Source organism: Ignavibacteriales bacterium (assembly GCA_026390795.1).
Lineage (GTDB): Bacteria > Bacteroidota > Ignavibacteria > Ignavibacteriales > Melioribacteraceae > Fen-1258.
In genome coordinates, this window is sequence record JAPLFG010000003.1 from 86,310 (window position 1) to 102,576 (window position 16,267).

General features: G+C 36.3%; 9 protein-coding genes. All 9 read right to left on the bottom strand.

What is annotated here, in order from left to right; all coding sequences use genetic code 11:
* Positions 1 to 2: 2 nt before the first annotated feature.
* The gene (locus tag NTX65_03975; GenBank protein MCX6168473.1) at positions 3 to 2,831 is read right to left on the bottom strand and encodes a VCBS repeat-containing protein; all 2,829 of its coding nucleotides are present in this window, start codon (positions 2,829 to 2,831) and stop codon (positions 3 to 5) included.
* Positions 2,832 to 2,833: 2 nt separating this feature from the next.
* A complete protein-coding gene (locus NTX65_03980) occupies positions 2,834 to 4,576 on the bottom strand; it encodes an alkaline phosphatase D family protein (GenBank protein ID MCX6168474.1) in 1,743 nt (580 codons plus the stop codon).
* A 100-nt stretch (positions 4,577 to 4,676) separates the two neighbouring features.
* Complete coding sequence (locus tag NTX65_03985; GenBank protein ID MCX6168475.1) at positions 4,677 to 6,404, bottom strand: hypothetical protein; 1,728 nt, start codon at positions 6,402 to 6,404, stop codon at positions 4,677 to 4,679.
* A gap of 36 nt (positions 6,405 to 6,440) precedes the next feature.
* The gene (locus tag NTX65_03990) at positions 6,441 to 7,871 is read right to left on the bottom strand and encodes a hypothetical protein (protein MCX6168476.1); all 1,431 of its coding nucleotides are present in this window, start codon (positions 7,869 to 7,871) and stop codon (positions 6,441 to 6,443) included.
* A gap of 14 nt (positions 7,872 to 7,885) precedes the next feature.
* Positions 7,886 to 8,788 (bottom strand): dihydrodipicolinate synthase family protein, encoded by a 903-nt coding sequence (locus NTX65_03995; protein ID MCX6168477.1) that lies wholly within the window; start codon positions 8,786 to 8,788, stop codon positions 7,886 to 7,888.
* Between the two features lie 84 nt (positions 8,789 to 8,872).
* Positions 8,873 to 11,665, bottom strand: a complete 2,793-nt coding sequence (locus NTX65_04000) for a TonB-dependent receptor (GenBank protein MCX6168478.1) — start codon at positions 11,663 to 11,665, stop codon at positions 8,873 to 8,875.
* An 89-nt stretch (positions 11,666 to 11,754) separates the two neighbouring features.
* On the bottom strand, positions 11,755 to 13,563 hold the full coding sequence (locus NTX65_04005; protein MCX6168479.1) for a T9SS type A sorting domain-containing protein: 1,809 nt from the start codon (positions 13,561 to 13,563) through the stop codon (positions 11,755 to 11,757).
* A gap of 108 nt (positions 13,564 to 13,671) precedes the next feature.
* Complete coding sequence (locus NTX65_04010; GenBank protein MCX6168480.1) at positions 13,672 to 14,469, bottom strand: IclR family transcriptional regulator; 798 nt, start codon at positions 14,467 to 14,469, stop codon at positions 13,672 to 13,674.
* 384 nt (positions 14,470 to 14,853) lie between these two features.
* The gene (gene yiaK / locus NTX65_04015; GenBank protein MCX6168481.1) at positions 14,854 to 15,885 is read right to left on the bottom strand and encodes a 3-dehydro-L-gulonate 2-dehydrogenase; all 1,032 of its coding nucleotides are present in this window, start codon (positions 15,883 to 15,885) and stop codon (positions 14,854 to 14,856) included.
* Positions 15,886 to 16,267: the final 382 nt, after the last annotated feature.

Sequence of the window (16,267 nt, forward strand, 5' to 3'; positions counted from 1 at the left end):
CTTTACTTTATTTTTGAAAATGTTAATTCTACCGAAGTCAAATAAGGTGTTGCTGCATCATTCGGTGTTATCAACCGGGCACGATACTGTATAAACTTTCCACTCAATTCTTTTATCTCACTTCCGGTTTTTGTAAACCATGAATTTGAACCAGCCGGACCCTGCCATTCTGCATTTTGAATTTCTTTTTCAGAATCTGCTGCACGGATTTGAAATTTCACAGATGTTCCAAATGGTGTTTCTGCTTCCCATTTAATTGATGAAGGAATTTCATTTTTATTTATTTGATGAACTACAGAAATATAATCTTCGTATAAACCGCGGTCATAACTGTTACCCGGGTCCCGCAAATTAAGTCCGCTTGGTCCAACCGCCATGAATTCCGATCTGTTGTTTTTCGAGAAACCATTCGGTCCGCCCCAATACAATAGTGAGGGGCAAATATGCCTATGAGGTTCCGGTTCAATGTAAGAACCGGATTTACGATGATCGGCAAATAAAATATCAAGCCAGCCGTCTCCATCATAGTCAAGAACTTCAACACCGGAAGAACCGTAAGTTTCAAGTTCTGTTGGATTCTTTTTAAAACCATCCTTGCTTCCCCAATAAATTAACGAAGGACGGTTACCGCTAACTTCTCCCCCATAACTTGTTAGAACTAAATCCAGCCAGCCGTCTTTATTTATATCTGCAAAACAATTTTGGTAAGGAACATAACTCGGGATTAAGATACGGTTATCATTGCTGAAACCTTTTGGAGAACCAAAATAGAGATATGAGTTATCGATATTTCCTTCTGGTGCTGCACGATGAGGACAGAACAAATCCAGCCAGCCATCATTATTTACATCTGCGGCAGTGAGATACATAAGTTCATCTTTCCTGCCTAAGTCAAGTTCGGTAATTCTTTCATCTTTAAAACCATACGGACCGCCCCACCAAAATCTTATTTTACCAAACTCAACTTGTGCAGCAATATCCAGCCATCCGTCTTTATTCAAATCCATTAATAACGGTCCGCGTATTTTGGGAATGTTAAAATGTAGAACCGTACGATTTTTAAAACTGTATCCATTTGTAGAACCCCAGAAAATCGGGAAACCATGTTTTGCTGGATCATTCAGATCAACACAATCGCCGCCGGCAAGAATATCCAAATAACCATCTCTATTAATATCAGCAATTCTCACACCGCCATATGCAAGATTCATTGTCAAATTTGTCTGTTCATTAAACTTATCTGCCTTACTCCATTCAATTACTAAACCGGCTTGATCATGATTTACATTTTCAACGAAAGTATTTTTATATGCTTGCATTGCCATAATTATTTCAACATTACCATCATCATCTAAATCCGCATTACCAAATCCGAAAACCTGATGCGTGTTTATTTCTGTGCTTCTCTCTTTGGAATAATTGCGAGTACCATCACCCCAATAGACAGTAGAGACGGCGGCACCGTCACTAAAATATCCGGCGTTGTTAAAAAATATCACATCAGGTGAGCCATCATTGTTAACGTCACCAATTGTATTTGCCATTGACCCTTGAGTTAGTAATTGCGTATGATCTTCAAAACGAAACGTGCCTTTTTCATTCCAATAAACATAAGAGAGCAGATCATGCTCGTTTGTAGAATATTGATTGCTAAAAACTATTTCGGGATAGCCATCGTTATTTAAATCACCGCAACTAACTCCGCTTGCACCAAGTGTGGGTAGTTTCAATGGTTTTCTTTTAGTAAAATCATTTCCATCAGAATAAAACAGATATGAGTCTGTCCACGTCGCGCCGCCAGTTGTCTCAAGATTTGCAACGACTACATCATCGAATCCATCTTTATCCATATCTGCAAGGGCAACATCACTTGAATGACTTACAGGCAACAGAATAGATTCTTTCAAATCATAATTACCTTTTCCCTGGCCTTTTAAAATCAACACACCTTCTTTTGTACAAACAGCTATATCATATTTTTTATCATTATTCATATCGCCGATTGATAAAGCAGAACCTGTCAATTTAAATTTGACGGCGTTAGTTATTTCTTTAAATACGTCCTTAGTCGATAACAACAAATACAAATTTTCTTTAGTGAGAAAAAGAAGATCATCTTTACCGTCTCCGTCAATATCTTTTGAAGCTAAGGCTATAGCACCCAAACCATCAAGAGTAATAGCGAGACGATTATTAGAATTAAATCCCTTGGGTGAGTTCCAATAAATGAAACTTTTTTTGGGTGCATTTTCATTTTCATTATCACCCCAATATTGACAGCCAACGACTAGATCTAACCAGGAGTCTCCATTAAAATCGCCGGCAACGATAGCGGTTCCATCCGCCGCAGGTAATTCAATTCTATTATTAGGTGTAAATCCTTTATTCGTACCATAATAAATCCATGCAGGAATTTTACGAGCGTGACTATCATTAAAGTTAACAACGGCTAAATCGTTCAATCCGTCTTTATTAAAATCGGCTACTAAACCATCCCGGGAGCCACCTCCAGGTAATTCAATCCGAGAACGGGCATCTATATCTTTACTGTTATTTAAATAGATATATGTATTTTCTTTCTCGGTATGACCATGACCCGAAGGTAAAAAGAAATCTAGTTTACCGTCATTATTGAAATCCCATCTTGTAATAATCTGAATTCTTCCTTTGGCAGATACGTAACAGTTGCTGCCGGCATCTAAAAACGTTCCATTTTTAAAATCATCATATGATGACTGCCGCCAAACCGATTGTGCAGAAATCTGTATAAGACTTATAAACGACATTGAAAAAAATAACAGTCGAATAAAATAATTTTTTCTTTGTATCATATTTATTTTTTACCGGTAAGTTCACTTAGTTTCAATGTCATTGAAAAAACTTTTTCGTTATCAATACTATAAGCATCAAATGTAGCTGATGGATCGGGACTAGATGTATCAAACGTTAATAATCCAAAACACTGTTTATCATTGTAACCAAACATCGCACCCGGCTCAACTGGATGAACAATTTGATTTGTCAATCGGCAGCTTTCCCAATCATACAAGGTGTAACCATTTGGTCGCTCTATTTTTCTAATATCTGTACGATGACGGTCGCCTGAAAGTAGAATTACACCATTAATATTATTGTCTGCCAAGAAGTCAAATATTTCAGTTCTTTCTTCATGAAATCCATTCCAGGTATCTTTAACACCCGGTTTAGAATCATAAGCCCATGGGGTTCCCGATGCGATAACTTTGAACTTAGCCGTTGATTTTTTCAAAGCATTTAGCAGCCAGGCTTTTTGAGCCGGTCCTAACTGTGTTGGGTTAACATCATACGGATCTGTGCGGTAAAATCGTCCATCGAGCATAAAAAATTCTACGTCGGCAATTTTAAAATTAAACCAGCATGCAGGCCATTCTTTACTTCCGTAAGATGGATTTATCCATTGTTCTTTGAAAATATCGAGCATGGGCATTTTCCAAACGGGTTTATCTTTGTAAGGTCCCATCCAAACATCATCAGTTGCTGCATCATGATCATCCCAAATTGCATAATTAGAAGTTGAGGAAACTAAATTTCTGAATTCCGTACGTGATTGTCTCTGATAATAACAATAACGAATATCATCCTGCTGTAACGGTGTGTTGATATAAACATTATCCCCCATCCACAAGAATGCCAATGGATCATGATCTTTGATGACATCCCAAATTCTTTCATGCCATGGTGTATAACCTGCACAACCACCGAAGGCCACTTTAAATTTTGTGCCCAAATTGGTTTTGGGATAAGTATTGAATGAATAAATTTTTGTTTGATCTGAGACTTTGCCGTTTACTACAACTTCATAAAAATATTGAGTAGCCGGTTTAAGATTATTCACTTTTAATATTGCAGTATAATCTTTAGATGCATCACTCTTAATAAGATCCGATTTAATCGCATCTTTCATTGATTTGTTTTTACTTACATTCACTTGAACGTTTACTTCATCAGAAGTGCGAACCCAGAAACTAGCTCCGTGATCTGTAACCTGACCAAGCATCGGCCCGTGTATGATATTTAAGTTAAATGGAGCTGCATATTTTTTAAATGCTTCTGATTCTACAAGAGGCTTTAACAGATCGCGCGGTCCTGCAAAAAAACGCCCAAGCGGTAATCCCATATCCACAGCTTTTTTAACCGTTTGAACCGCTTCATCAATTTTGTTTTGTTGTGTTAATGCAACAACCAGATTAAAGTATGCTTCCAAATCCTCGCTATCACCTTTTAATGATTCACGGCAAAAATTTTCTGCTTCCTGTGATTTTCCCGCAATTGTCAAAAGTAAAGCTCTTTGACCACGCCTTTTATATTCTCGCTTGTAATCACGTGCAAAAAATCTACTGCCTAATGCATCACCTTCAACATCCCATGAATTTTCAGCACCGTAATATGGATGTTTACTTCCATTCAAGAATGCATCGGGAGGAGCAAATTCACCTAATTCACCATTTTGGCCGGTTGTTCCTTGTTGGGCTTTAAGTGTGCCCACAGAGTTAATAATTATGATTAGTGTAAAAAGAAAAAAAGATTTTCTAAACATTTTTTCACCTTTTGATTCAGTTGAATAATTTCGTACTAATATTTAGCCGTACGATCACTACTTCAAAATTTCAAGAGTATCTGGTCAATTGGATTCTGATTCAACGATATTTCCTTCCGCCAAACGGATAGGGTTCTTTAATAACTTCCTGTTTGTACTTTACGGTCATTTCTTTTGGCAAACGTGAAGAATAGATTAAATCATCAAAGAAAACATCTACATATTTCCCGCCTTTTCTTGGACTTAGTAAACCGAACCGGTTAAATTTTGATCCGGTCTTTCGCTGCTCTGCTGTTAAATCATATGAAAACTTATCATTACCCAGTGTTACAGTTATTCTTCCGGATTTGCCGGAACTAGGGTCGTAATCAAATGTGAATTGACGTGAGATGCGATCTGGAATTATGATTGGACCGCGTAATTCTTCTGAGATATTTTGCTTTGGCGAGCAGACAGCAGTAAAACTATAACCCAGCGCAGTTTGGTCCATTACCTCAAGACCTAAATACTGATTCGGAGGATTACCTTTATACTCACCTTGAACAGGAGCCATTTTTTCTTCTTTATTGAAATATCCAATCAGCATTCTTCCGTCAACGGCTCCCTCGGTAAAAGTGATTTTACCGGAAAATTTTATTGGGTCTTCGAGAGTCATTTCACCAATATCGGCTGCGTAAAATCCTTGGAGAGGGTCTTTAACTTCAGTGCCCCAGAATCTTCCACCAATCTCGCCTGGTTTTTCACCGGCCCAGTTTGTTTGAGCATAACCGTAATTATGCCGTGAATGAAAATCGGTTTCCGTAAATGTTACTTTGTTATTTAAACCTTGCCAGTGCGGATCTTGGGACAGATCAATCTTCTTACCATTTACAATTAGATCACCAACATAAAATTCTAAACTGCCGGTATAAATCTGCACGTTATAAATACCAAAGCGGTTCATAATTGTTGGCAAATCTTGGTGACCCGGAATTACATAATAGCTTACCGACTGACCATCAAATGTGAATGTGATTTTTCCTTTAATTTTTTCCGGATTTTTTTCCAGAGTCCATAAATGATAGGTATCCTTTCTATACCAATCATCCACCAAGCCGGCATCGCGAGCTTTTAAAAGTAAATCCAACAATTTTTCTTTTGTCATCGAAGGATCATCTTTTTGAATTGCGACCAAAAGAGTATCCGTATGAACACTTCCGATTCTTCCTTCAAAATATTTGGGTAATCTTTCATCCGGCCATTTTTCTTGTGCAACACTCATATTAGGATCGTACTTCAACTCCCATGTATGAACCGATCCGTTACCCTGAATTTCCAAATCGGGAAATAAGTTTGCACCATTTGCTGTCCCTGTTTTGTAATCAATAAAAAAACGAGTTTTACCGCCTATCATATCTCCCATTCGAAATCCGCATGACGACCATACACGCCATCCTTGCCGTTCAGCATTGAAAAATCCAATGTAAAATCCTACGCCGCCTTCAGGCGGAACTATAACCGCAATTTTTCCCGATGCGGAAAATGGATCTTTAAATGAAAGCGGTTTATTTATTGGCATGGCATAAAAAGCGGGTGTGGTAGATCTCCAGATTACTCCGCCAATTTCTCCAGGACCAAATCCGGTTTTATTGGTCGCTGCCCATCCAAAGTTTTGTGTAATAGTGGGGCAATCAATACCCTCAACTCTATTGTTTACTCCTTCCCACTTAGGATCGTTATCAAAATTTTCGGTGATGCTAATAATTTTTGAATTGGTCTGTGCTAATAACGTGACTGGTAATAAACAAATTACATAAATCAATAAATTTTTAATGGATCTCGCTTTCAAGATATACCTCATAATTCATTTTTGTAATTAATTCTGTTAGTGCAAATAGAAACCGAATAACTGTGCGTTCTTAAGTTGAAACTCGATGCAAACTGGTGTACCGGCAAGTGAGTCTATTTTTTTTGCCCATTCTACTTTATGTTCAACCGAATCTCCTTTTAACTCTACCCAATCAAAACCTTTTATAGGCTCACGATTTATATCGAGCAACCGGAGACGAAATTCCCCTTTTACCTTAGCATTGACAGTAAGAGATTCGGCATTGATGATTAACGGTTTTGTAATCAATGTTCCTGTATTCAAGTCTGCATCTCTGCTCACATATCTATCTATTAGCATTTTAGCAAAACCGATATGTCTTTCATTAAAACGATTTACTTTATGCCCGCTTTCATATCCTCCGTAATAAACATATGTCTCATCACCAACGATTATTTGTTCATCACCCCATGCCATAGCATGGTCGAATGTTCCAGGTATGGGATTATTTGGTATGAAAGGTTCATAATCTCTTTCCCATGTTCGTCCGTCTCTACTCCAGGCTAAAACTGTATAGCCGATTCCAGCAGCTTTTCTGTCCTTATCACCCATCTCTTTTGCACTTTTACCGTAAGTTGCATTCAAGTCATCTCGCAAAACTTTTACTAGTCCGATTAATAAATCACCACGCTCAATAATACCAGACATAGAATAAAACTGAGTTTCTCCAACTTCGAGTGGTACACCAATCTTAGGTGTAATGATCGGCCATATTGTTTCCCAATTAATCAAATCCTTACTAACTGTTTCATGCGGTATTCTTCTTATATCATCAACCTTAGGAAGAGATGGATCACCAAATCCTCTCTGTCGATGTGAAACAGTCGCTAAAAATTGTTTTCTAATTGGGTCCCAGAACAATGATGTGATATCATGGTTATGTAAAAAAACAGGCTTATCAGAAATGGGTGTCCAACTATAACCATCAGGAGATGTAGAAACTCGATAACCAGGTTTAAGATATGTTGCTAGTACAAAACGTTTTTCTTTGTCAGAATAATTTTTTCCCAAATCTAAAACTTTAACACCAAATTGAATTTCATGCGGATCTTTCAATATGCGAGGCGGACGAATCCAATTAATTCCATCTTTCGATTCCATATAACCTATGTGGCATCGTGAGACTTCAGATGTATCCACCGGTGTGTTGTACCAAAGACGAAACATACCGGAATCTGGATCGCGAAGAACACTAAGATATGGCTGCCACACTAAATCATTTTTCAGTCCACCCACTAATATTGGATTGGAAAGTTTTTGAGGATTATTTACTGTCCTAAGTAAAAATGATTGGTCGGCAATCAAATAATCATCTATAAATAATTGAGGGCCTTTATTAAGTTTAATCGGTTCACCGCATTTTTGTCCTTTTATTCCGATAGCAAACAAAATCATTAATGAAAAAAACAATCCAAATGATCGCCACATTCTTCCTCCAGTAATTACAAACCCAGATTTTTATAATTTTTAATTAGTTCTTTATTTTCATTTTCAGTTAGATGAACCAAAGGCGGTAATACATAGGGAGTACATATGCCTAAGTGATTCATTATTGCCTTTAATTCTGGAATAGTTCTTACCATAGTTTTATTGTTCTGCACAAGTTTGGAAAGTCCTTCCGCTTTATCTTGAAATTTCATCGCCTCTTGCTCGTCACCTTTAAATGCGGATTCATAAAGTGATTGAAATAATGCAGGAGTTACATTTGAAGTGTTTGGAATTATTCCATCAAAACCGAGCAACAATGCCTGGCTTGATTTGTTAGTCCAACCAATAAATAATGAAAAATCTTCTCTGTCCTTAAACAGTTTTGCTAATTTTTCCACACGGTCGTAATCACGTTCAGAATCCTTCAACCCAACGATGTTAGGATGTGTACTAAGTTTTTCAATTACATCGATTGGTATCGACATATGTGTAATAGACGTTATATTATAGATAACAATCGGTAATGGAGAATTCTCTGCTATCGTTTCATAATACTTTAACATCAAGTCGCTTGTCAATGGAAAGAAATAAGGGAGATGAACGACAAATGCATTAGCGCCAAAATCTGCATATTTATTTGCAGTATTTATTGTATTGGCAATGCAATTATCTGTGATGCCGGCATATAATATTTTTCTTCCATTTACAAATTTTGCAGTTAGCTTTACAAGTTCATCTCGGTTGGCAAGCGAGTTTGATGCTATTTCACCCGTTGTACCAAGAATGAATGGAAAATTTCCTGCTTGAATTACATAGTCAACTAGTTTTTCTACCGAACCAGCATGTATCTCTCCGGTCTCTGTTACAGGCGTTACCATCGGGGCTATTACACCATGATATAATTTTTGTTTTCTCATCTTATCGACCTATCAGCTCTTTTATTTGAAATGGTTGATTAAAGTGGGCAACAGAAATATGTTGCCCACAATTATTATTATGAATTAATCTAGACTATACTTGATACCGGCACGAGAGTACCATGAAAACATTTGTATATTGGTTGGACGACTAGGATCTCCCATATATACTTGATCAAGGGCATTGTTGATGTTGGTTACATCCATAAACAAGTCAAATCCTTTAAATAATTTCTGAGAGGCTGTGAAATCAACTCCACCATGTGAGGCAACGTAATAATCAAAGTTTTCATTGATACCAACTGCGGTAATAAATTTTCCTTGATACTGATAACTTACTCTGGCTTTGAATCCGCCATTTTCATAAGCTAAAGCAACGTTAGTAATATCGCCGGCTTGACCGGGTAAAAATCCCTCACGACCGACTAAATTTGCTTTTGCCCAGGTATGACAGTAATTAGCATAAATTCCAAAGCCTGAAAAGAAATCTGACAAGAATGTTAATTCTTGCTGCCAGTTTAGTTCTACACCGTATAAGTCAGAACTTCCACCATTCACTGTTGTTTGTAGAGAATAACCTGCATAAGTTCCGCTTTGAAGTAACGTTGTGCTTTGATAAGAAATATCCTTTAGCGATTTATAGAATAGACCAACAGATGCAATACCAATTCCACTGAAATAGTGTTCAGCACTAAAATCAAAGTTATAGGAATAGGTTGGTTTAAGATTGGAATTTCCAGCTCTTATGCTAAGACCTTTATCCTGTATATAAAAATATGGTACTAAATCCCAATAATTAGGACGGGATGTAGTTCTGGTTACTGCAAACCGAGCCTTTGTCATTTCACTAATATTATAGTTGAAATGGATCATTGGGAAAAGATCACTATAGTTTAAAGTGGAGCTTATAGGAGAAATGCTAGAAAAATTTCCTTTGCTATCAAAAACTAACTTATAGCCATCCTGGCTGTCACTAATGAATTCATGTCGGAATCCTGCGAGTACTGAAAGATCGCCGAATTTAACATCAGTCATTAAGTAATATGCCATAACATTTTCTCTAACTTGATATGTCTGTCCTAATGCGTCCCAAACATTTTCTGTTGCTGGGAAAATTGCACTATTATATAAATTTTGATTCACGAAATCCTTGACTGCAGGGTAGTCAGCTTCTGGACCGAAAACATAATTTCCCGCTAGAAAATCATTTGGATTTCGACTTGAAAGGAAATTGGCCATCGTGAGAGGGGTAGTTCCTTTCCAGGAGTAACTAAAATGTGTGTCGCCATTATCTTTATATGAATGAGTATACTTCATTCCCGCTTTTACAGTCGCGAAAAAGCCAAAGAAATCATAGGGTAATGAGGCGTTCAACCCGCCAACTGTATATGAATTGGAAGCATTGAAATCGCGATAGTCAAAACTCGGTGACCCATATTTTGTAGGATCATTTTGAACTGATTGGTCTAGATTTGTTACATTCCATTTTGGATAAAGTGTATTTGATAAATCAAGAGCCAGATTGAATTTAGATGAATGAGTCCAGGTTGACACAACATCTGGAAACGTATTTGTACGTCCAATACTGTAAGCTAGGTTATAGTCCAAGGCTAGGTCACCAAAATGATTCTCACCGCCTAAACTCAAATTATTTTGAAGTTGCTTTTCAATATGCGATTTACTTTCTCGCACAATTTGTGCATTTTGGATAAGCGTACCATCTTGGTTTAAGTAAGTTCCTCTATCAACGCGAAGACGTGTACGGCTTCTGTTGTACCCGTCGTCGAACTCACTCCACAATAGCTTTGCATAAATTTTATTGTAATTATCAAAGCGATACTCGATACTTCCGCCGATACCATATCTATTACGCAAAAGCTGTACATCTTCAAGATTCACTTCTGTTAATGCATAAGGAATAATGTTTTTATTTACATCTGTTTTAGGACCCCAAGCGGATTCAATTTGATTTACGCCACGATTTTTTTGATCCCAATTTACATTCAACGCTATACCAATATTATTATCTTCACCTAATCGTGTACTATAATTTACACTACCTCCCCATAAAGGGGTTCTGTCTAAATTAGCATATCCGCTATTAGCACCAACTTTTAAACTTGTACCCGGATAATCGAATGCACTACGTGAAATAATATTAACTGAACCTCCGATGGAATTAGCATCCATATCAGGCGTCATAGTTTTATTAACTTCTAAATATGCTATCTGACTTGACCCTATGATATCCATTTGAGAATATCTTTGTTGATTACGATTTGTCGCTAAAGGATCACCATTTACAGTAACACTACTTAAACGTGGATCCGTACCGCGTATTAATACAAAACGACCATCTCCGCCGGATCTTGATATATAAACTCCCGGCACTCTCTGTAATACTTCAGCAGCATTTTGATCAGGGTAATTTTCAATTTGTTCTTTAGATAGAACGTTTTTAATATTATCGGACTCACGTTGAACACTAAGAGCTTTTGTTGCACCCTGCCTTAATCCAGAAACAACCACATCATTCATCTTGACATAGCTAACTTTAAGCTTAACATTAAGATTCGTGATTGACTCGGCCTTTACAACTGCTTCGGTTGAGAAAGATTCGTAACCCATATATTTTATTTGTACAGTATGCTTGCCGATGGGGATATTGGCAATTCTGAAAAGACCTTGAAGATCAGTCGCAGTTCCAATATTTGTTCCCTGAAGTATCACACTGGCCCCAGGCAGATATTCGCCTGTTTCTGAATCTACAACACGGCCGGAAATTAAACCGGTAGATTGCGCATAGTAAGATGTGTTGAAAAACAATAGCAGCAATACGACCGAGAAACTTGAAATAGGTTTAAATATTTTTGACATTTTCGCTCCTCTTTTGGATTTGTAATTTTAATTACAGAAAACATGTACATATTTTGTTCATTTTACCTCTTTAAATATTTTTTAACTTGTTATTTGAGTAATACCATCTTTTGAGTTTTAATTCCAAATCTTGTTTTTAATTGATAGAAATAAACACCACTAGTAAATTCAGCTGCATTAAATCCAATACTATATTTGCCTGCAGGTTTTACACCATTAATAAGAGTTGTTATTTTCTGTCCAACAATATTGTAAACACTAAGCTCAACAGAACTTTGTTCAGGTATTTGAAATGAAATTAGTGTCTGATTATTAAAAGGATTTGGGTAATTTGTAAATAATTGAAAATCTGACGGCAAGTTTTGACCAAGTTCTTCTTTTATACTTGTAATTTGTCCTTGAGGATTTATATTCAAGAAATAATTTCCGGAGTAACTGCTGGTTGAACCTGCAATAACAAAATTACCATCCGTATTTTTGATCATGTCGGAGAAACCTTCGTCTTGAAATCCCCCAAATTGAGATTGCCAGACTAAGTTTCCATTCAAATCTGTTTTAATTACTAGAAGATCAATATTACTATTTGTATTTGTGGTATTATTTTTTATACTAATTGTTTTGGTGCCGCCCATAACTATACCATCAGAAGTAGTTACTACTTTCAAAGCATTATCTTGGTATATTCCGCCGAATGCTTTATGCCATTGTTCAACACCACTTGCATCTGTTTTAACCAAGAACATATCTCTTGCACCTGCACCAAAACCAATTGCAAAACCGGCAATTGCAAGACTTCCATCTGAAAGTTCGGCAACACTATTGCCTTCATCCCAATCGCTGCCACCGTAAAGTTTATCCCAAATTTTATTTCCGCTACCGTCAATTTTGAGCAAGTAAATATCAAAAGCACCGTGCGCTCCAAAACTTGAAGTTGTTCCAACAATAGCAAAGTTTCCATCTTGAGTCGAAATGATTTGAGAGCCTGTATCACCGCCCGAGCCGCCGTAATTATGATGCCAAATTTCATTTCCGGAATTATCAACTTTAATAACATATATGTCCGAACTTCCATCTCCATAGCTCATTGTCGATCCGGCGATCATATAACCATCAGAAATAGTTATTATAGATGCAGCATTATCATCAAAATTTCCGCCATATGTTTTTTCCCATATAATATTCCCGCTTGAATCTAATTTTGATAAATAAACATCTACTCCTGTTGAACCCGAACTGCTAGTTTTTCCTAAAAGTATATATCCACCACCAGATATTTGTAAAATTTGGACAACACTATTATTTCCATTAAAGCTGCCGTATGAATATGATTTCGACCATAAAAATTCACCGAGACTATTAGTCTTTACTAGGTAAAAACTAGAATAAAATTCACTTGGTGATTGAGCCGAACCACCCATTATATATCCGCCATCACTTGTCGGGGCTATAGAACTTATTCCTCCATATAGATCTGTAAAGATTCTCTCAAACGTAGTCTTTGAACTTTGCATACCTACACCCTTCAACAACACATTGGATTGGCCAGATTTTGCATTGCTTATAATTGAAAGTAGAGACTCAAAGTGTCCGCTACTAGCTGGAGAAAATTCGACATCCAAAATGAAATTATCTAAAAATTTTAAAGTTTTTGTCCCGGGATTGTTAAGAAGACGAAAACCATTTGTATTTGAAAAATTAATAGCGCTAATTGTAAGATCATGAGAATCAATATTCGTTATAGTTAGTTGTCTCACTGCCTTGCTATTAACTGGAATTTGGCCCACATATAATGAATCGGGAGATAATAATATTGATTGCGCATTATGGATATTGTAAACTGGGAATAAAAATATGATTGTGATGAGAGTGGAAAAAACTCTTTTTAATTTTTGTGACATTTATCCTCCTTATCTTTAATAATCTTACTTGTTATTTATTTTGATTGAGGATCACCATAAAATCATTATATGCATAACCGCAACCGAAATTGTTATTTACTCTTCAAATTATTTTGGGACGGATTTTATTAGCCCATATCCAAAACTTTTCGATATACTAAGTGCATGTTTTTTTACTTCTTCGCCAATCTTATCAAAATCAGTTGAACTTATTCTTCTTGAAGGACCGGTAATCCATATGGCTGCAATCGGAAATCCTTTTCTGTTAAAGATTGGTGCCGATATACAATGCATACCTTCTATTTCTTCAGCATAATCAATTGCATAACCACAGTTTCGTACTTTTTCTAAACAAACCTTGTAATCTTTTAGATTTGTAATAGTTCGATCCGTAAATTTTTCAAAATTAATTTTAGATGTTTTTGATTCCAGATCGGAATTTGGAAGAAAAGCTAATATCGCCTTTGCCGGAGCTGCAGTATGCAGATTAAATTTTTTCCCGGGTTCTAATACGAATCTAAAAGAATGCGCACCAGGCACCTCCTCTATCACAATGCCTTCATCCCCATGTAAAATACCTAGCGGAACAGTTTCTCCAATTTTGTCTCGTAATTCTCTCATAATTGGTAAGGCCTTTTCAATAAGTGTCTCATCACCAATTGCCGCATAACCCATATTTAAAAGTTTAAGTGTGAGTTGAAATTCCTTTGTTTCTTCATTACGTATTAGATATTCATTGTTTTGTAGTGTTGAGGTAATTCTGAAGACACTATTACGAGGGTATTTTAATTTTTCACAAATTTGAGCTGTTGTCAATCCTGCGGAGTACTTCGAAAGTAATTCTAAAATCTTAAGAGCTCTTTCAAGGTTAGGGACACTATACTTGGCATTTTTAGCTTTTGGCATTTTTGCAGCCCGTCATTTTAAGAATTAAAAAATGTTTGACATATAGACACCGTGTCTAAACTTAAAACACGTATTCTTAAATGTCAAGAAATATTTTTAGAATGTTCCGACAGCTAAAATAGAATTAGAGTTTTAAAATGAACTTATAAAGGAGTATTTATTGCTGATGGTGTGTTAAAAAAAACTTGATTACGATTTATAATCAATCTTTTATTGCTACCCCGTCAGAGGTCAAAAATGAAGTTTAGACATCCGGAGAAAGATTAGGTTATTTTTTGTAATTCCATATAATAACCGGTCAAGGTGTAAGACTAATTTGCGAATTATTTTTTTGCGCCGGATTTTGGATATGGTACTTTCAGAATTATTTAGCAACCTATCTAATTAGAGCGTCAGAATCTTATCCCAGATAATTCTATTGACTGGAATACCATTCAATAAATTTTCATTACGAGTTTTAAGCACGCGCTCTCCGGGATAGAGAATTGCTAATGATTCAGAATCGCGGGTGGAGTTGTGGTAATCATCTATTATTTGATCGATAGTATTTGTAATAGCCGAATTGACACCAAGCTTTGAGAGATCTATTGTAATAAAGACCTGAGAGATGCCATGTTCATATTTGTGTTTGCTAATTTCATGAGTTGAATATCCTCCCGATAAAACTGTTGCCAGTAAATCTAGCAGTAATGATAATCCTGCGCCTTTCCAATATCCGATCGGCAGCGGGCGTTTTGATTCAAGAATTTCATCGGCATTCATTGTGAGTATTCCATCTTTGTTATAACCGCCTGGTACACCGAGAGGTTCTCCTTTCATTTTTGCAATTTCTAATTTACCATAAGAGAATTGCGATAAAGCCATATCGATAACAATAGCTTCATTGTTGAACGGTACACCAAAGACAATAGGATTGTTTCCTAATCGGGAATCGACAGCACCCCAGGCGGGCATAATACCAGTTGTATTTGTCCAACCGATAAAAACAAATCCTGCCTTGGCCGCTCGCCATCCGTAAGTGCCGCCACGCATCCAATGATTTGTGTTAGATAAAGCAACGCAACCGATTCCAAATTCCTTTGCGAGTTCCATCGATCGGTCTGTGCATTTCAATGCATTAAGAGGACCGGGACCTAGATTTCCATTAAACTGCTCCACAGCGCCAATGCTATTTATTTTTTCAGGCTCTGCATGAACGAAAATACATTTTTGATTAACGAATATTATAAACTCGTAAAATCTGTTTACCCCATGAGTATAAATTCCATCTAAACTACTCTCTGTAAAAATTCTTGCTAAAATTTTTGATTTCTCTTCTGTGAAATAATATTTACGAAGGATGCGTTCGAATTCCTTCATCATTTGCTCAAAAGGAATTCTTATTATTTCAATAGAATTTTGTTTTTTAGGTTCCATCTATTTTCATTTTATGAGTTGTGACTTTCAGAATATTTACAATTTTAAAATTTGTTTAAATAAAAGCACCGTGTCTAAACCTAATAAATGAATTTACATAAACTTATTAACTTTAATGAGTTTCTCAAAATATCTAACTGGTAATTTTAGACATTGCCCAATTAATTGTTGTGACCAATTGAGAAATAAAAACAAAAAAAATATTTTCAAATTAAAAAAGTTAGTCAAAATATTTACTCAATAAAGCCAGGAATATTCTGGCAATACAAGCATTCGATTGATCGCGGAATGGTTTTCCAGTGTGGACATCTAAGTTTTCTACGATTCCGTTTTATATATATTAAATTTTTGGAATGAGCTCTTCTTACAAGATGTAATTAAT

What these genes read in the sequence shown, in the direction of transcription:
- yiaK (MCX6168481.1), bottom strand. Translation starts at nt 15,885, where the DNA reads ATGGAACCTAAAAAACAAAATTCTATTGAAATAATAAGAATTCCTTTT.
- NTX65_03980 (MCX6168474.1), bottom strand. Translation starts at nt 4,576, where the DNA reads ATGTTTAGAAAATCTTTTTTTCTTTTTACACTAATCATAATTATTAAC.
- NTX65_04010 (MCX6168480.1), bottom strand. Translation starts at nt 14,469, where the DNA reads ATGCCAAAAGCTAAAAATGCCAAGTATAGTGTCCCTAACCTTGAAAGA.
- NTX65_03990 (MCX6168476.1), bottom strand. Translation starts at nt 7,871, where the DNA reads ATGTGGCGATCATTTGGATTGTTTTTTTCATTAATGATTTTGTTTGCT.
- NTX65_04000 (MCX6168478.1), bottom strand. Translation starts at nt 11,665, where the DNA reads ATGTCAAAAATATTTAAACCTATTTCAAGTTTCTCGGTCGTATTGCTG.
- NTX65_03995 (MCX6168477.1), bottom strand. Translation starts at nt 8,788, where the DNA reads ATGAGAAAACAAAAATTATATCATGGTGTAATAGCCCCGATGGTAACG.
- NTX65_03975 (MCX6168473.1), bottom strand. Translation starts at nt 2,831, where the DNA reads ATGATACAAAGAAAAAATTATTTTATTCGACTGTTATTTTTTTCAATG.
- NTX65_04005 (MCX6168479.1), bottom strand. Translation starts at nt 13,563, where the DNA reads ATGTCACAAAAATTAAAAAGAGTTTTTTCCACTCTCATCACAATCATA.